At 71.2% G+C, this 17,254-nt stretch carries 15 protein-coding genes and 2 pseudogenes; 12 read left to right on the forward strand and 5 right to left on the reverse strand.

Translation table 11 applies throughout. The features are described from left to right. Positions 1 to 126 precede the first annotated feature (126 nt). The 3 genes and pseudogenes from P696_RS0103915 (at position 127) to P696_RS57860 (ending at position 1,453) form a co-directional block, all read left to right on the forward strand. The gene (locus tag P696_RS0103915) at positions 127 to 555 is read left to right on the forward strand and encodes an Rrf2 family transcriptional regulator (RefSeq protein WP_026411299.1); all 429 of its coding nucleotides are present in this window, start codon (positions 127 to 129) and stop codon (positions 553 to 555) included. Positions 556 to 576: 21 nt separating this feature from the next. Further along, positions 577 to 846 (forward strand): annotated as a pseudogene (locus P696_RS59180) (MFS transporter); the annotation flags it as partial. Positions 847 to 850: 4 nt separating this feature from the next. Next, positions 851 to 1,453 carry an MFS transporter gene (locus tag P696_RS57860; protein ID WP_281174912.1) on the forward strand — a complete coding sequence of 201 codons (603 nt, stop codon included), beginning with the start codon at positions 851 to 853 and terminating at the stop codon, positions 1,451 to 1,453. Between the two features lie 203 nt (positions 1,454 to 1,656). Here the strand turns inward: P696_RS57860 and P696_RS0103925 are convergent, their stop codons facing one another. Further along, complete coding sequence (locus tag P696_RS0103925; RefSeq protein WP_157429502.1) at positions 1,657 to 2,163, reverse strand: DinB family protein; 507 nt, start codon at positions 2,161 to 2,163, stop codon at positions 1,657 to 1,659. A gap of 681 nt (positions 2,164 to 2,844) precedes the next feature. Here P696_RS0103925 and P696_RS0103930 point away from each other — a divergent pair. After that, on the forward strand, positions 2,845 to 3,651 hold the full coding sequence (locus P696_RS0103930) for a VOC family protein (RefSeq protein WP_026411301.1): 807 nt from the start codon (positions 2,845 to 2,847) through the stop codon (positions 3,649 to 3,651). A gap of 60 nt (positions 3,652 to 3,711) precedes the next feature. On the opposite strand, the gene P696_RS0103935 is transcribed toward P696_RS0103930, so the two are convergent. Further along, positions 3,712 to 4,047: a hypothetical protein gene (locus tag P696_RS0103935; RefSeq protein ID WP_026411302.1), complete on the reverse strand. Its 336-nt coding sequence runs from the start codon at positions 4,045 to 4,047 to the stop codon at positions 3,712 to 3,714. 520 nt (positions 4,048 to 4,567) lie between these two features. Here P696_RS0103935 and P696_RS57865 point away from each other — a divergent pair. After that, on the forward strand, positions 4,568 to 5,140 hold the full coding sequence (locus P696_RS57865; protein ID WP_026411303.1) for a hypothetical protein: 573 nt from the start codon (positions 4,568 to 4,570) through the stop codon (positions 5,138 to 5,140). A 988-nt stretch (positions 5,141 to 6,128) separates the two neighbouring features. After that, positions 6,129 to 6,560 carry a hypothetical protein gene (locus tag P696_RS0103950; protein ID WP_026411304.1) on the forward strand — a complete coding sequence of 144 codons (432 nt, stop codon included), beginning with the start codon at positions 6,129 to 6,131 and terminating at the stop codon, positions 6,558 to 6,560. A gap of 247 nt (positions 6,561 to 6,807) precedes the next feature. Here P696_RS0103950 and P696_RS57870 read toward each other — a convergent pair whose 3' ends face one another. Then, complete coding sequence (locus P696_RS57870; protein ID WP_342668994.1) at positions 6,808 to 7,248, reverse strand: helix-turn-helix domain-containing protein; 441 nt, start codon at positions 7,246 to 7,248, stop codon at positions 6,808 to 6,810. Continuing rightward, positions 7,222 to 7,710 (reverse strand): annotated as a pseudogene (locus P696_RS57875) (AraC-like ligand-binding domain-containing protein); the annotation flags it as partial. The gene P696_RS57870 and the pseudogene P696_RS57875, both read right to left, overlap by 27 nt. A 132-nt stretch (positions 7,711 to 7,842) precedes the next feature. Here P696_RS57875 and P696_RS0103960 point away from each other — a divergent pair. The 6 genes from P696_RS0103960 (at position 7,843) to P696_RS0103985 (ending at position 16,039) form a co-directional block, all read left to right on the forward strand. Beyond that, positions 7,843 to 8,832, forward strand: coding sequence for a HEAT repeat domain-containing protein (locus tag P696_RS0103960; RefSeq protein ID WP_245627487.1), 990 nt, complete (start codon positions 7,843 to 7,845; stop codon positions 8,830 to 8,832). 3 nt (positions 8,833 to 8,835) lie between these two features. Further along, on the forward strand, positions 8,836 to 9,840 hold the full coding sequence (locus P696_RS0103965) for a HEAT repeat domain-containing protein (protein ID WP_026411306.1): 1,005 nt from the start codon (positions 8,836 to 8,838) through the stop codon (positions 9,838 to 9,840). Positions 9,841 to 9,952: 112 nt separating this feature from the next. Next, positions 9,953 to 11,734, forward strand: coding sequence for an aminotransferase class I/II-fold pyridoxal phosphate-dependent enzyme (locus P696_RS0103970; protein ID WP_211245598.1), 1,782 nt, complete (start codon positions 9,953 to 9,955; stop codon positions 11,732 to 11,734). Continuing rightward, the gene (locus tag P696_RS0103975) at positions 11,731 to 12,534 is read left to right on the forward strand and encodes a phosphatidate cytidylyltransferase (protein ID WP_026411308.1); all 804 of its coding nucleotides are present in this window, start codon (positions 11,731 to 11,733) and stop codon (positions 12,532 to 12,534) included. Before P696_RS0103970 ends, P696_RS0103975 begins: the two co-directional genes overlap by 4 nt. 116 nt (positions 12,535 to 12,650) lie before the next feature. Continuing rightward, positions 12,651 to 14,861, forward strand: coding sequence for an MMPL family transporter (locus P696_RS0103980; protein ID WP_026411309.1), 2,211 nt, complete (start codon positions 12,651 to 12,653; stop codon positions 14,859 to 14,861). 5 nt (positions 14,862 to 14,866) lie between these two features. Beyond that, positions 14,867 to 16,039, forward strand: coding sequence for a sensor histidine kinase (locus P696_RS0103985; protein WP_026411310.1), 1,173 nt, complete (start codon positions 14,867 to 14,869; stop codon positions 16,037 to 16,039). Positions 16,040 to 16,107: 68 nt separating this feature from the next. Here the strand turns inward: P696_RS0103985 and P696_RS0103990 are convergent, their stop codons facing one another. Further along, a complete protein-coding gene (locus P696_RS0103990) occupies positions 16,108 to 17,232 on the reverse strand; it encodes an FAD-dependent oxidoreductase (protein ID WP_026411311.1) in 1,125 nt (374 codons plus the stop codon). Positions 17,233 to 17,254 lie beyond the last annotated feature (22 nt).

Genomic DNA, 17,254 nt, shown 5'->3' on the forward strand with positions numbered 1-17,254 from the left:
CCGCCTGACGAACCGAACGGTGCGTCCCGTCCCGTCCCGCTCGCGGGCTGGACACGGACGTACGTGTCGTAACAGAATCAGTTGCGACAGGGCGGCGTCCGTCCGTTTCGGGTGATGGGAGGTTCCATGAGTGCGAACAGTCGCATGACCGTGGCCACGCACACGCTGACATGGATGGCACTGGTCTGCCCCAGGCGGCCCGAGGGCATCGTGACGTCCGACCAGATCGCCGCCAGCGTCAACACCAACCCCGTCGTCATCCGCCGCATCCTCGGCGGCCTGCGTGACGCGGGCCTGGTCGTCTCGCGTCGCGGCCAGGGTGCGGGCTGGACGCTGGCCCGCGCGCCGGAGGCGATCACACTGAAGGACGTCTACCTGGCCGTCGAACCCGACCCGCTCATCGCGCCGCACCCCGCGACGCCCAACCAGGAATGCCCGGTCGGCCGCGGCATCCCGCCCGTCCTGCGGAAGGCGTACGACCGCGCGGAGGAGTCGATGAAGGACGAACTGGCCACGGTCACCGTCGCCGACGTCCTCAGGGAGACGGTCACCTGAGGCCCACCCTCCGCCGCCGTCGCCGCGGCCACCGCGCTCGCGCCACCGGAACGTCGCGGCCGGGCCATCGCGACCGTCATGACCGGCCTCAGCGCCGCGACCGCGCTCGGCGCGCCCATCGGAACGGCGATCGGCAGCCTCACCGGCGACTGGCGCGCCACCATGCTGTTCGTCTCCGCGCTCGGCGTGCTCGCCGCCGCGGGCATCGCGCTGTTCCTGCCCGCGATCCCCGTCCCCCCGGCGGTCCCGCTGAGCGCGCGTCGCGCCGCCGGCCGACCGGCGCATCGTCCTGACCCTGCTCACCACGCTCCTCGCCTACACCGGCCTGTACACCGTCTACTCCTTCATCGGCGAAAGCCTCGACCGTGCCACCGGCGGCAGCGGCACCACCCTCGCCGCCCTCCTGTTCGTGTGGGGCCTGGCCGCCACCGCCGGGACCCTCGCATCAGGCGGCCTGACCGACCGCTTCGGCGGCCGTCGCGTCATCAACACCGCGATCGTCCTGGCCGCGACCGACTTCGCGCTGCTTCCCTGGACGAGCGCGCACCTGCCCTCCACCGTCGTGGCACTCCTCGTCTGGGGCGTCTGCGGATGGGGCCTCCTGGCTCCCCAGACCCATCGCCTCATCGCCGCCCTGCCGACGGCCGCACCCCTGCTCACCGGTCTCGCCTCGGCCACGGTCTACGTCGGCGTCTCCGCCGCTCCCCTGGTCGGACAGGCTGGGATGGCATATTTCGGCGCCCACTGGCTCGGCGCCGTCGGCGCGGCGTTCATCGCGCTCGCCCTCGTGACAGCGGAAGCCGCCCACGCAGTCATCCACCGAACCCCGCCCGCCAAGGCCGTCCCCAGCGCAACAGCAGCGCGCAGCGCCCGCCGCCCCGTACCCAGCAAGGACTGAACGGCAGTCCTGGGACATCTCGCCGATCGCGCTCTCTTCGGGGAACCGGCAACGGTACGTGACCGCCCGGCGGCGTCCAGGGATGGTGGCGCGCAAGCGGAGTTCACCTATCCACCCCGACCGCCTTCAGCGCGCCCCAGACCAGCAGGGGAACGAAAAGTCACGCCACCGTCGGACCGAGCCACCGCCCGAAACCCATCCCGTCAACAGCTCAGAATGCGTTGGATATCCCAGGCATGGTGCACAGCGTCGTGCGCGTTGTTGCGAGCGACGTCCTCGGCGCGCTGGGGACCGCGCCCGGCGTGTTCGAGAACGGTCCCGTCCTCCAAGGCCAGGGACACCGACTCCGCCCAAGCCTCCGCCGCCCCGCGCAGCGACCACAACGCCCCTGCCAGCGAGATCTCGTTGTAGCCACGGGCGCGCGCGAGAAGATCCGGGTCGTACCCGGGCACGGCACGCACATCGGTCAGGCGCGCACCGACGAGGCGTTCGGCCCAGTTGCGCAGGTTGTCGGTGACGTGGCTGACATAGGCGGCCACGTTCCAGGCGAGGTCCGGATGCCGCTCGTCGCCCCGCCGCCCTTCCACGAGCCGTCCATACCGCGCGGGCACGTCCCGCACCAGCGCCACCGCGTCGCCGGGGCTCAACGACCAGTCGAACCCACATTCCCGACACGGGTCCCCGTAAAAGCGCGCCCCCCACAGCTCCATCCCCACACCCTAGGACCACCACGCGAACGATGTTGAAGTGCGCGAGCGTGCCGGACCCGCCCGGGGTCATCGCGGATGGCCGTCCGAGGCGTGACGGTGCTCCCCGACGACCTCGGCGCCGGACCCGCGCCCCTCACCGGCGTGCTCGTCGGGTATGTACTGGTTTCGACCAAGGGCCCAGTGGCTCGTCCGGCAGGCCACCGAGCTCAGCGCCGTGAAGCCGGGGGCCGGATGCTTCCCGGCCAGAAGCGCATTGGCCGGCCTCGCGTGCTCGGTCCGGCCGAGTTGACCGCGCTGCGGCGCTTGGTGGGCGAGGGGGTGTCGGTGACCGAGGCCGCGCGAACGCTCAAGATCGGACGATCCACCGGTGACCTGAGTGCCGCCAGTCCCGCGGGTTCGGGCCGGAGAATGGCGGACGGGCTCCCCAGTGCGTTCCCAGCACCTGCTCACCGCCGCCCACCCGGGCCACACCAGCGGCGTCATCGGCGGACGACCTCCCCACGACGACGCGAGCGAGGGAGGGAGCGCTGTCACTCGGCCTGAACGTCTTCCAAAAATCAAATATGCGCTGATTCGCGAATTGGGCAATAAAAGATGGGCCGGACGCGGCGGCGTTTGAGTGAATCGGGTGCCGGTATAACCCCTTCAGAAGGCATTCGGGAACCTTGTGGAGGCTGAATCATGCCCGAATTCAACGGTCCGTACCCGTCCGGCACTCCGTGCTGGGTCGATCTGATGGTCCCCGACCAGCAGGCGGCCCTTGACTTCTACTGCAGCCTGTTTGGCTGGGAGGGCGAGGTCGGGCCGTCCGAGACCGGGGGCTACGCGGTCTGCACCCTGCGAGGCAAACCGGTCGCGGGGATCATGGCCGCGATGAACCCGGACGGCAGCAAGCCCGACCCGATGCCACCGGTGGCGTGGACCACCTACCTCGCGACCGCCGACGTCGACGCCACCCAGCGGGCGGTCACCGACAACGGCGGGCAGGTGATGGTGCCCGCCACGGACGTGATGACGCTCGGCCGGATGGCCGTCGTGAGCGGCCCGACCGGCGCGCTCTTCGGCCTCTGGCAGGCGAAGGACTTCCACGGTGCGGGCATCGTCAACGAGCCGGGCGCGGTCATCTGGAGCGAGCTCAACACCAGCGACACGACCGCCGCCAAGGCATTCTGCGCCGCCGCGCTCGGCATCGACGTCGAGCCCATGAAGGAGGCGGAGGGCTACTTCGCGCTCAACGTGGCGGGCCGGACGGTCGGGGGAATGCAGTCCCTTGACAGCCTCATCGGCCTGCCACCCGGGGTGCCCTCGCACTGGCTGACGTACTTCGCGGCCGAGGACACCGACGCCACGGTCAGTGCCCTGTCTCGCGCGGGCGGCATGGTCCTCAAGCCGCCACACGACATGGTGGCGGGCCGGATGGCCGTCGTTCAGGACCCGCAGGGCGGCACCTTCGCGGTCATCAAGCCCGCCCCGATGGAGTCCTCCTGACCGCGAAGCCGCACCGACCGCGAAGCCGCACCGACCTGACCGTTCCGCGTGGTCCGGACGTCACCAGGTCTCGTGGTCGATTCCCGTCGTGATGATGCGCAGCGCCCTGAACGCCGCGTACGGACGGTCGTCTGAGGACATGCCGCCCGCCAGCGGCATCGGCAGCTTCGGAAGGAGAACCGACACCACGTCGAGCCGCTGCTGCTCGGCCGCGAGGACGAGCAGGCCGGAGGTCGGGACCTTCCGCTTGGCGGGAGCGATCTGAGCGGTCTCCGCGTACCTGCGCGCGAGGTCCTCGTCCGTGAGGGCCTCTGGTTCGTCGGTCGACAGGTTGTTGCGGTCGGCGAACTCCCGCAGTCCAGAAGGGTCCGGACGATCGGCAGCCGGTGATCCCACGAGCCTTGCTGTTCCGCCAGTGCCTCGCGCGCACGCTCGAACCACTGGTCGGCGCGTTCCTGGTCGCCGAGCGCCGCGTGTGCTGCGCCGCTTCGAGAAAGGACCGGAACAGGTCGTCCAGGGTGACCGAGCCGGGAGGCGGCCACTCCTCGGACGCCCCGGACACCGTGGGACGGCCGTGGAACGGGTCGAGGAGCTCGCCCACCTCGTCGTCCTGGACCTGCGCCTCCGCCGTGGGCGCGTCGGGGAAGACGTCCAAAGGGCCCCAGTGGGTGGGCCAGGCGTGGCGGCGGTCGACTGACCAGGCGAGTGCCGCGCTCAGGTCGTCCTCCCGTCCCGGAGGGGCGATCACGACGCCCTGGGGGAAGGCGACCGCCCACGTCTGGGCGTCGAGCGCGAATGTGGGGTTGGGCTCGTCCCACATGTCCCCGCCGAGGTCCTTGCCGTCCAGGAGCAGAGGGCGGGGCGCGGTGGGCTGCCACAGCAGTGTGAAGTCGCCGGTGATCTCACCGGTCTCCGCGTGCGGAAAGCGCAGCACGGTTCCGCCCAGCACGACCAGCATGTCGTCGGCGCCCCAGTGCAGGCCGGTCGCCTTCTGCGGGGCGTCGAACGTGCGCAGCCGCTCGGCGCGTTCGTCGCCGACCGCCCAGACCTCGATCCGCCCGTCGGCGGTGAGGCAGGCCGCGCGGTCGCCGTCCGGCGCCCAGGCCCAGGTCTGGAGCACCAGCTCGTGATTCGGCTGCCGGACGGCCACGTTGATGTCGTGGAGGTGACGTCCGCTCCGGTCCACGATCCCGACGCGCGGATGGTCGACGTCGTGCCCGGGGTAGCCGATGACGGCGAGGTGCGTGCCCCACGACAGGTGGACGTTCTGGAAGGGGCGTCGCCGAACTTCGGAAGGGTGGCGATGTCCTGGCCGGTCGCCGCGTCCGCGATGACCAGCTCCTCCGCGCGGTGGAAGGCCAGGACGGACTCGTCCCCGCTCCAGACGGCGGACGGCGACGACGAATCCTCGTCGCCCTCGACGTCCCACGCGAGTTCTCCCGAGGCGACGTCGATCGTGCAGATCCGGCCGTCGCTCGTGGTGCCGTAGACGCGCTTCCCGTCCCGCGACCAGGAGGGCCATTCGAGGACGAAGTTCTCGTACTCCTCCTCCTCTTCGTCGTACCGCGCCTCCCTGGCCTCGTCGTCGACCACCGGGACGGTTCTGGTCTGCTCGGTCGCGAGCGTCACGATCGAGCCGCCGGTGTCGGAGTCCTCGTCCCAGGGCGTAGGCGCGCTGCCCGTCGGGCGCGAACGCGAACGGGTCCGGTCGGCCGTTGTAGGTGAGGCGGACGGTCTCGTCCGGCTCGCCCTCCTCGCCGCCGAAGTCGCCCACCGCGAGGTACCGTCCGGACGGGCTGAGCGCCGCCGTGCTGATCTCGACGCGATGCGCGTCGGGATGCCGCCGGAACTCGTCCGGGGTGAGCTCGGCGACGACAGGGGTTCCCCGCGTCCTCCAACGCGGGGGACAACGCCTGGAGATCGGGCGCCCAGCCCTCGACCGCCCGTAGCCAGCCGCGCGTGGCCTGGTCGGACGTCGAGGAGGAGTAACGCGTGACCGCCTCGGTCAGCTCCTGCCAGGTGAGGTCGTGCCATGGCTTGGTCTTGAGGACGGGCAACTGCCACTCGCGTTTGACGGCGGCCCAGTGGTCGGCGCGCGCCGCCACCGACCGACCACGTGATGGCCGAACACGGGGGTTGAGGAACAACTCTGAGATCGTGCGCTAAGCCGTCTGCCGGTTCGATAGTGGATTGACCTGGGATTCCAGTGTGCTGGAGCCTTCGTGGATCGTTTGTCGATCTCCAGGGGTTGCCGGTCGAGTTCCTGACCGACGAAGATCGATCTCACATGTCGGGCAAAGGGGTTCAGCGGCCCGTGAGAAGTCCTGCTCCGCCTTGACCACACACTCCAGGAGACGACGATTAACGAGCCCCACGAGCGTGAGTATTCGGCGACGGAGTCGGCTGACGACGAATACCTGGTCCGTAGTTACTACCTCCTCGAATTCCTCTACGAGGAGACGCCGAACTGCTTCGACGTGGGCTACCTGGCGTCCGACCCGGCAGAGCTCCGCGCCGCGCTGGCGGACCAGTACGAGAACCATCGAAACGGGGGATTCGGCGAGCAGGTGTGTCTCTGGGTGGCTCAGCATGGAACGCTCACACACGCCTACGACCTGAACCCGCTGATCCGCACCCCCTGCCTCGACGGAGTCGTCCGGTCGCTGACCGAAATCCGAAAGATCGCGGCAGCCGAACTGTTCGAATACGACAAGCACCACACGTCAGGGACGTTCACCTTCGACCTGGACGCCGTCCTCGCAGCGCTGCCACCCCTTCTGGCCCCGCTGGCCCAACCTGGAGAAGAAGATCTCATCCTGTCCGTTCCGGAAGAAACCGACCTTTACGCACTGCCCATATTCATCCGTGACCAAGAATGGCTTAGTTATGGTTGGACAGACTTTTCCTGACCAGTCCCCACCAGGACGAGCTGGTGGTTCGGAGAGGCATTGACACCCAGACACGGCGCGGCGGCAGCTGCCGGTGTTCGCGGTGGTGAGGACGGTGGCGCAGCTGGTGCTGTTCGTGCTGCTCCGGCTGGTGATGGGACCGCTGATGGCGAACGCGCTGTCGCCGCCGTGCCGGACGTCGTCGCCACGACCATCGCGCAGGCGGCGCGGCCAGGTGGGCTCAGCAGCGCGCGCTCGTTCGTGTCGATCAGGATCGTTCGCGGGGGCCCGCGTCCAGGCCCCGGTGATGGGGCGCGAGCGCGTTCGTGCGGAACTCCTGGGGGGACAGGCCGTACCGCGCGCGGAACAGCTTGGTGAGGTGGCTGGCGTCGCCGATGTGCCAGCGCGCCGCGATGGCGTAGGCGGGCAGGTCGGCCAGCGCGGGGTCGGCCGGCTCGCGCCGGATGTGCTCCAGCCGCCGCCTGCGGACATGCTCCCCGACCGTGAGGCCCTGCCGCTGGAACAGCACGTACAGGTAGCGGACGGAGATGTGGTGCGCGGCGGCGATCGACGCCGGGGTGAGCGCGTCGGCGAGCCGGGCGTCGATGTGCTCGATGACCCGGTCCAGCAGCGCGGTACCGGTCGGTTCCGGCGTCGTCCGCGCGTCCCGTAGCAGCGTGTCGACCATGTCGTTGATGTGCCCGCCCATCGATTGGCGGGACAGCGGGCCGAGGGCGGACGCGTGGTCCGCCAGCTCGCCGAGCGCCGCGGCCAGCACCCGTCCGGCCGCCGAGTCGCCCAGCCGCGCGTCGGCGGTGGCGGCCCGGGGTGGCCGGACGACCAGGTTGACCACGAAGTACCAGTACGGGCCGCTGAGCTCCAGCAGGAAGGGCCGCGCGTTGGTGTAGAGCACCAGGCCTCCCGGGCCGAGCCGCGCGGACCGCCCGTCCTGTTCCAGCGTGCCGCCGCCGTCCAGCAGCAGGCCGAGCATGCCGCCGGCGTCACGGCCCGGCCGCGGCTGCACCCGGACGCCCGGTGCGCGCCGCGGAAGTCGCAGGCGTTGCTGGGCCCCAGCCGGTAGGGCCGGATCTCCGCCTCGTAGGGGTCGCTGGCGTGCACCCGCACGGTGTCGAAGGCCCGTGCCCGCTCCGAGCCGGTGTCGAGATAGCCGAACACCAGCGCGCCGTCGTCCCGAATCTCGACCGGCGTCAGAAGCTCCCTCGTCGTGCGCCCCGGTACCACCGGTGTGCGCTGTTGTACCAGCTCACCGGCGGCCCGTACCAGAGGCTCCTTCCATCGACGTGTGAAGGAGGTCACCGTGGACGTGCTGCTGGCGGTCGTCGCCCAGTTCGGCCTCTACGGGCTGCTCACGCTGGGACTCGCGGTGATCTTCGCGGCGAGCCGGGTGGTGAACCTGGCGCAGGCCGACCTGGCGATGGTCGGCGCCTACGTCGCCGCCAGGCCGCGGCCGCCGAGGTGCTGGCGGACCTGGGCATCTCCTGACCCGCTCCAGTACCGGGGCTCAGCGGCCCGCTCCGGTGCCGGCCGCACCGGTCTGCCCCCCGGGCTTGACCTTGACACTGTGACAAGGTCTTCACTGGTGTTCGAGGAGGTGGTCCCGATGGCCATGCCGCTGGAGGACACGCACGTGACACGGGCGCTTCAGGCGTTGGAGAACAGCAGTTCGTCGGTGCGGTTGCGGGCCGCGATGGCGGTCGGGACGGCGCCTGACCCGCAGTTCGTCGACAAGCTCATCGCGCGGTGCGCGGTCGAGCCCGAGTTCTTCGTGCGGGACATGCTGACGTGGGCGCTCACCTGCCACTCACCTGCGGAGACGGTACCCAGGCTCATCGATGAGCTGGGTTCGGAGACCGCCCAGGCGCGGAGCCAGGCGTTGCACACGTTGTCGAAGATCGGGGACCCGCGGGCCTGGCCCGCGATCACCCGGGCGCTCCTGACCGACGCCGACGACGAGGTGGCGCGGGCCGCGTGGCGGACGGCGGCCGGCCTGGCGCCCGAAGGGGAACGGGCCGAGCTGGCCGGAGTGCTGGCGACGCAGCTGGGGCGCGGTGAGCGTGACACGCAGCTGAGCCTGAGCCGGGCGCTGATCGCGCTCGGTGAGCTGATCCTTCCGATCCTGCGCGCCGCGATGACGCATGCCGACGCTCGGGTGCGTCAGCACGCGATCGTCACCGAGCGGCTGTTCCACGACCCGAAGGTCGGGTTCGACTTCGCGATCGAGGAGGCGAAGCGCCTGGTGGCCCTCGGCACGATCGGCCAGGAGGAGGCGTAGACGGTGTTGATCGGTGACGTGGCGCGACGGTCCGGGGTCAGCGCCCGCATGCTCCGGCATTACGAGTCGCTCGGCCTGGTCCGGCCGACGGGTCGTACCGGGGCGGGCTATCGGGAGTACTCCGGTGAGGACATCCGGCGGATCTTCCATATCGAGAGCCTGCGGTCGCTGGGGTTGTCGCTGCGTGAGGTCGGGCTCGCACTGGACGATCCCGGTTTCAGGCCGTCGCTGCTCGTCGACGATCTCATCCGCCAGACGCGGGAACGCCTCGCGCGGGAGACCGAACTGCTCACGCGGCTTCGCCGGATCGACGCCGCCGAACCCGCCGACTGGCAGGACGTCCTGCAGATGGTCGCGCTCCTCCAGGACCTGGGGTCGCAGAGCGCGGGGAAGCGCCAGCAGGCGGCCCTGTCCTCGGTCGACGAGGTTCCGGTCCCGGTGGACGCCCTGGCCGAGGCGGCACTGGACGAATCGGACCCGAACGTCGCCGGGGCCCTCCGATGGGCCCTGGCGCAGTCGGGTGATCGCGGATTGCCACGCCTGGCGGACGGCCTCCACTCACCGGTCGCCGAGGTGCGGAAACGCGCCGTCCAGGCCATCGCCGAAATCCCGGACGATGAGGCGACCGCGCTGCTGCACGACGCCCTCACCAGTCACGACACCGTCGTCCGCGGCTACGCGGCCCTGGCACTCGGGACACGCGGGGTCGCCGACGCGATCCCCACCCTCGTCGAAATGATCATCGAGGGCACGAACGACACCGACGCGGCCGACGCACTGGGCGCGCTCGCGAGCGACCCCGCGCTGGCGGACCGGATCGCCACCAGCCTCGTGGACGGCCTCACCCGAGACGCGAGCGAATCGTCCGCACGCCGACGCCTGACACAAGCCCTCGCGGACATCCCGGGAACCACGGCGTCCCGTGCCCTCACAGACCTGTCGCATGACGAAGACCAGGCCGTCGCCCTGACCGCCGCATACATCCTCAAGCTGCGCGACGCGCGATAGCGGGCTCCAAGGCTTCGACGGTGAAGCTGAGTACGGGCTCCAGGGCAGGTGAGTACGGGTACTCAGGCGTGCGCGTGACGGCCCCTCCAGAGTGGCGGAAGAGGTGATGAACATGAGTAATGACCAGCTGATTCCGGGAACGCCCGTCGTCGAACCACCAGTCACGACGGTCGTCGACGGCTTGGAACTCCGCCTGTCGACGGAGGAGGACCACGAGTGGATCCGCCGCCTTCGCCACGAGGTGTACGCGCGGGAACTCGGCCAGCACTCCCCCAACGCCACCGGGATGCTCACCGATGAGCTCGACGGGAGCAACGTCTACATCGTGGCCGTCCGCCAGGGCGAACCGGCCGGGTTCATCAGCGTGACGCCGCCCTGGGCGGGCCGCTATTCGATCGACAAGTACGTGCGGCGGGACGAGCATCCGGCGTTGCGCGAGGACGGGCTGTTCGAGATCCGCATCCTGGCCGTCGCACCGGACCGGCGGGGCGAGATGATCGGCAAGCTGCTGATGTTCGCGGCGCTTCGCTGGGTGATGGCGCACGGGGGCAGGCGCATCGTGGCGATGGGCCGGGTCGAGTTGCTGTCGATGTACCTTTCGCTGGGGCTCGCGTCCACGGGCACGGCGGTGCGCTCGGGGGCCGTCGATTTCCAGTTGATGACCGGCGACGTGGCGGGGCTCGTCGGGCAGACTCTGCGACGGTACGGACCGCTCCTGCGTGACCTGCGGCGGACGGTGCGCTGGGGACTCGAGGTCCCCTTCCTGCCCGAGGACGAGTCCTGCGCGCACGGCGGCGCCTCCATCGAGGCGTTGGGACGGTCGTTCGACACCCTGGACGCGCATCGCGACGTGGTGCCCGCCGACGTGCTCGACGCCTGGTTCCCGCCCACTCCCGCCGCGGTGGCGGCCCTGACCGGCGGGCTGGACTGGATCGCGCGGACCTCTCCCCCGGTGCAGGCCGAGGGCCTCGTGGAGGAGATCGCGCTTCGCCGGGGCGTCCCCGCGAACACCCTCGCCGTGGGCGCGGGCTCCTCCGACCTGATCTTCCGCGCGTTCCGGGGCTGGCTGGACGCCTCCAGCCGCGTGCTGCTGATCGACCCCTGTTACGGCGAGTACGCGCACGTGGTCGAGCGCGTGGTCGGCTGTCGCGTCGACAGGTTCCCGTTGAGCCGCCGGGAAGGCTGGCGGATCGACCCGGAGCGTCTGGCCGACGCCCTGCGGAACCGTTACGACCTGGTGGTCATCGTCAATCCCAACAATCCGACCGGAGTGCATCTCGACGCCGCCGAGCTGCGGCGAGTACTGGCGGGCGCGCCCAGCGAAACCCGGCTCTGGATCGACGAGACCTATGTGGGCTACGTCGGCGCGGACCAGTCGCTGGCGTCGTACGCGGCGGCGGCCGACAACGTCGTCATCTGCACCTCGCTGTCGAAGATGTACGCCCTGTCGGGCCTGCGGGCGGCCTACCTCACCGCGCCGCCGCCGCTCGCGGCGGAGGTGCGGCGGTGGACCCCGCCGTGGCCGGTGAGCCTGCCCGCCCAGATCGCCGCGGTGAACGCGTTGCGCGACCCGGCGTACTACGCCGATCGTTGGGCGCAGACCGCGGTGCTGCGCGCCGAGCTCGCCTCCATGCTCACCGGGGCCAGCGGGAATTCACAGGTCAGCGAGTCGGTGGCGAACTTCGTCCTGCTCACCCTGCCGCAGGACGGCATCGGAGCGGCCCGGCTCGTCGATCAGTGCCGACGGCGAGGCGTGTTCCTGCGGGACCTGTCGCCCATGTCCCCGGCGTTCGAGGGCAGGACGGTGCGGATCGCCGTCCGTGACGCCGCCGCCAACGCCCGCATCGCGGCCACGGTCGCCGAGGCGCTGAACGTCCCGCGTGGCGGGGCGTGACCGGGGTCGGCGGCCTGGTCCCCTACCTCGCCGGTGCGCTGCTCGCCGGTGGCGTCGCGGTCGGGCTCTCCCGGCGGCGCGAGTACGTGCTGCGGTGGTGCGCCTGGGCGGTGGGCGTGCCCGTCGTGGTCGGCGCCCTCTACCTGGGCCCCGTGGGTGCGGCCGTCCTCGCCGCTTCGGTAGGGCTGGTGTGCGTCCTTGAGTACGGCGCGCTCGTCCGTCTCCCTCGGCTGGATCGCGCGGTGCTGGCCGTCGCCGTGCCGGTGGCGCCCACGGCGGCCTGGCTGGCTCCGGCCCAGTTGCCTCGGCTGCTCGCCGTCGCCGTCCTGGTCGTCGCTCTGGTGCCGGTCCTGGCCGGTGACGCGAGCGGCGGGCTTTCCAGGTTGTGCTTCGGTGTGCTGGGGGTGGTCTGGTTCGCGCCGCTGGCCGGTGCGGTCCTGCTCGGCCCGGTGGTCCTGGCGTTGTTCGCCGCGGTGTCGGTCGCCGACATCACCGCGTCGTTCGGCGGCCGGCTGCTGGGCGGGCCGGTCCTGTCCCCGTTGTCACCGGCCAAGCACTGGAGCGGCCTGCTGGCCGGGGCCGTCGCGGGACTGGGGACGCTGGCCGCACTGGGCGCGCTCACCCTCCCCTGGGCCGTCGCGGTGGCGGTCGGCGCCCCGTTGGGGGACCTGCTGGAGTCGATGGTCAAGCGGGGCGCCGGGACCAAGGACTCGGCCTCCTGGCTGGCGGGCGCGGGCGGCCTGCTCGACAGGCTCGACTCCTTCCTGCTCACCCTCTCGCTCGCCCTGCTGCTCGCCTGAGGAAACCGAGCCCGCCCTCCGTTCGTCTCGAACGGCCGTGTCCACCGATCGGTGGACGCGAGGTTCCACCGGTCGAGGCTGTCGGGGGCGGGCGCCGCGCGATCAGCATTGTCCACATGCTCGATTTTCCTGTACGTGTGGCCCGCTGGAGCGCCTGGCATCCGTGGCGGGCGATCGTCGGATGGTTCCTGTTCGTGGCGCTGTGCCTCGGCATCGGCATGGCGGTCGGCGGCAACTCCGCCAAGTCCGAGGACTTCCGCATCGGAGAGGCGGGACGGGCGGAGGCGCTGGCGGCCGAGGGCGGTCTCCAGCAGCGGGCCGTGGAACGGGTGCTCGTCTCCGCGCGGCCCGGCTCCGGACCGCTGGACGCGGCGGCCGCGACGGCCGCCGCGTCGGACGTCGTCCGGCGGATGAGGGCGCTGCCCGACGTGTACTCGGTCTCGGCGCCGGTCCGGGCGGCCGACGGGTCGGCGGTTCGGGTGGACGTGGTGTTGCGGGGACCGGAGCTCGAGGCCGAGAGCCGCCTCGCACCGCTGCGTGCCCAGACCGAACAGGCACAGGCCGCCCATCCAGACCTCCGGATCGAGGAGACCGGCAACCCGTCCATCGGCAAGGCCGTCGACGGGCTGCGCGACCGCGACCTTTCGAAGACCGAGATGGTCTCGCTGCCGATCACCCTGGTCACCATGCTGGTGGTGTTCGCCTCGCTCGCGACGGCGCTGGTGCCGCTGCTGCTGGCGATCTCCTCGATCGTCGCGTCCGTCGGGCTCTCCCTGGTGGCCTCGCACGTCTTCCCCGACAGCGGGGTCAGCGTCAACATCATCCTGCTGATCGGCATGGCGGTCGGCGTCGACTACACGCTCTTCTACCTGAAGCGCGAGCGTGAGGAGCGGACCCGGTCGGACGGGCGCCTGAGTCCGCAGGCCGTGGTGGAGCTGGCGGCGGCCACCTCGGGACGGGCCGTCGTGGTCTCCGGGCTCGCGGTCATGGTGTCCAGCGCGACGCTGTACCTGGCCGACGACGTCATCTTCTCCTCCATCGCCACGGCCGCGGTCCTCGTCACCCTGGTCGCCGTGATCAGCTCGATGACCGTCCTGCCGGCGCTGCTGGCCAAGCTCGGTGCCCGGGCGGAGCGCCGCAGGGCACGCCGGAGCGGGCGCGCTGCCCGCCGCGGCAGGACGATCTGGACGCGGCGGACGACCTCCGGCGCCGGACCGCTCACCTCCGCCCTTCTGCGGGCCACCGGCAGGCGTCCCGCCGTCACGCTGCTCGCCGGGCTGGTCGCCATGCTCGCCCTGGCCGCTCCCGCCCTCAACCTCAACCTGACCGACATGGGTCCGGAGACCTATCCCCGGTCCCTCCCCGAGATGCAGACCTTCGACCGGCTCAACACCGCGTTCCCCCAGCTGAAGGCCATGAACCAGGTCGTCGTCCGCGCCGACGCCGGTCACGAGAAGGAGGCGGTCGCCGCGCTCCGCGACCTCGCGCGGCGGGCGAAGCCCGACCCGGACACGGCCGGCACGGCGAAACTGCGCACGTCTCCGGACGGCCGGGTCAGCGTGCTGGAGCTGGCCGTGCCGCACTACGTGAGCGACAGGGCGGCCCAGCGGTCCCTCAGGAAGCTCCGCGAGATCCACGTGCCGGAGACCGTCGGCAGGCTGACCGGTGTCGAGGCCGCGGTGACCGGGGACGTGGCCCGCTTCGCCGACTACCCCGAGCACCAGAAGCGGCGGCTTCCCCTCATCATCGGGGCCCTCCTGCTGGCGACCTTCGCGATGACGGTCTGGGCGTTCCGCTCGGTGGTCCTCGGCCTGGTCGGCATGCTGCTCAACCTTCTGTCGGCGGGCGCGTCGCTCGGCCTGCTCGTGCTGGTCTTCCAGGGCGGGTGGGCGGAAGGGCTGCTCGCCTTCCACTCCACCGGCTCGATCGGTTCGCGCGTCCCGCTGCTGCTGTTCGTGATCCTGTTCGGCCTGTCGATGGACTACCAGGTGTTCGTGATCAGCCGGATCCGGGAGGCCGCCGCGCGCGGCGTGCCCACCCGGCAGGCCGTCCTCACCGGCATCGGCGGCTCGGCCGGGGTCGTGACCAGCGCGGCCTTCGTGATGGTGACGGTCTTCGCCAGCTTCGTCCCGCTGCACATCATGGAGATGAAGCAGATGGGGTTCAGCCTGGCGGCGGCCGTGCTGCTGGACGCGTTCGTCATCCGCGTGGTGATCCTGCCGTCGCTCATGCTGCTGCTCGGCGACGCCAACTGGTGGCCGTCCCGAGGCATGCGCCGGGCGCAGACCGGCGCTGACACCGGCCGTCCACTGGCGAACATAAGCTGACCGGCATGATTCCGGCATGGCAGCCCAGCGACCGGTACCAGCTGCGCAGACTCCACCGCTGGTACTCGGTCCTGTGGCTGGTCTTCGGCCTGGTCCCCCCGGCCATCGCCGTCCTGGTGGACGGCCCTCCGGCGGCGACGAAGCACAGCGCGTTGGCGCTGCTCGCCGTGCTCGGGCTCTGCTACGCGGTCCTCAGGCGGTGGCCCGGCAACCCCGTCCTGCGCCCGCAGGTCTTCCTCGTCGTCCTCGCGCTGGGCCTGGGCGCGCAGTCGTACCTGCTCAAGGGGGGTGCGGCGATGTTCATCATCTCCCTCCCCCAGTTCTGGATCCTCGGCGGACGGCCCCGGCGCGCGATCACGCTGAGCGGGGCCGCCGCCGTGCTCACCCTCCTCGGCGGAGCCGTCAGCGCGGACATCTCCGACGGCAATGCCGTCTTCACCTGCATCGGGTACGTCGCGGGAGTCCTGGTCGGCCTGCTGATGCACTGGTACATCCGGCAGAGCGACGAGCGCGCCCGCGTCCTCGCCGCGGAGCTGGAGGAGACCCAGCGGCGGCTGCTCGAGGCCCACCGCCGTGAGGGCGCCGCACAGGAACGCGAGCGTCTCGCACGGGAGATCCACGACACGCTCGCGCAGGGCTTCGCCTCCATCATCGTCCTGGCCGAGGCCGCGCGATCCGGCCTCGGCCCGGCCGCCGGCGAGAGCTCCCGGCAACTGCTCTCCATCGAACGCACCGCCCGCGAGAACCTCGCGGAGGCGCGCGCCCTGGTCGGCTCGGCCCCGCGCGCCGTGCAGGGCTCGGTCGCCCAGGCCCTGCGGCGGACGCTCGACCGCTTCGTCGAGGACACCGGGCTGACCGCCACCGCCGACCTGTCCGACGTCGAGTGCGACCAGCAGGCCAGGATCGCCCTGCTGCGCTGCACCCAGGAGTCGCTGGCCAACGTCCGCAAGCACGCCGCCGCCACGACGGTCGGCCTCGTCCTCGCCCAGGAGCGGCACGGCATCGAGCTGGAGATCACCGACGACGGCCGCGGCTTCGCGGTCGCGGGCTCCAGTGGCTTCGGCCTCGACGGCATGCGCGACCGGCTGGCCGAGCTCGGCGGCGAACTCACCGTGACGAGCTCCCCCGGCGACGGAACGCGCGTCCTCGCTCTGATCCCCAGGAACCAGGATTCGTGACACCCGCGGCTTGGGCAGTGTCCCGCCGTCCCGGAAACGGAGATGCCGCGCCGATTCGAGTCCGGCCGTCAGGACGGCTGGACTTCGTCCCACTGGGCGAGTGCTTCGGCGGGGTCCGCGCTCACGAGGCGTTCCAGACCTTCCGCCGTCAACGCCGCCCACCTGCCGGCCCGTGCCCACATCTGTTCCTCGAAGGCGCGGACGGCCTCGTCCAGCTCTCCGAGGCCGGACGCGTCGGCGATGGACTCGGCGAGTTCAGCGCCTTCCAGCATCGCGAGGTTCGCGCCCGCCCCCAGCGGGGGCATGAGGTGAGCGGCGTCGCCCAGCAGCGTCACCCCGGGAACGTGGGTCCAGGTGTGGGACACGGGCAGAACGTAAAGCGGACGGTGGACGAAGGCGGTGCCATGCCCGAGAAGGTCGAGGACGGGAGCGGCCCAGCCGTCGAACAGGGCCAACAGGGCTGACCGGACGGCCTCGACGTCGTCCATGCTCGCGTCCGCGTGCCAGTCCAGCGGCGCGCGGAACTTGGCGTACACCTTGACGTGACCGCCGCTGTTGCGCTGGGCGACGACCGAGCGGTTCACGCCGTACACCGCCAGCGACCCGTCGCCGACCAGGCGGGCGAGGTCGGGGTGGCGGGTGTCGACGTCGTCCAGGGAGGTCTCGACCGAGGTGACGCCGGTGTAGCGCGGCGTCGCGGACGAGACCGCCGGGCGGACCCGGGACCAGGCGCCGTCCGCGCCGATCACGAGGTCGAACGTCTCCTGGCGTCCGTCCGCGAAACGGACCAGCGCGCCGTCCCGGGCCTGCGGCACCACCTCGGTCACGCCGCGCCCCCACTGGACGTCCAGAGGGCCGAGCAACAGGTCACGGAGCTGCCCGCGGTCGATCTCGGGATTGGCCAGGTCGTCTGGACTGGGCCGCCAGTCGCGAAGGACGGTCCCGTCCGGGCCGAGGATGCGCATCGCCTGCCCCTCGGGACGGGACAGCGCCCGGAACTCCGCCGCCAGACCCGCCTTCTCCAACGCGAGCTGGCCCATCTTCTCCTGCAGGTCCAGAGTGCCGCCCGGGGGTCGGGCGTCAGGTCCGGGCTCGCGTTCGAGGACGGTGACGGAATGACCCCGTCGGTGCAGAACACGAGCGAGGGTCAGGCCGCCGGGACCGCCCCCGACTACGGCTATACGGTGTCTCATGTCGATACACTGTATTTTCCTA

The organism is Actinomadura oligospora ATCC 43269 (assembly GCF_000518265.1).
Lineage (GTDB): Bacteria > Actinomycetota > Actinomycetes > Streptosporangiales > Streptosporangiaceae > Spirillospora > Spirillospora oligospora.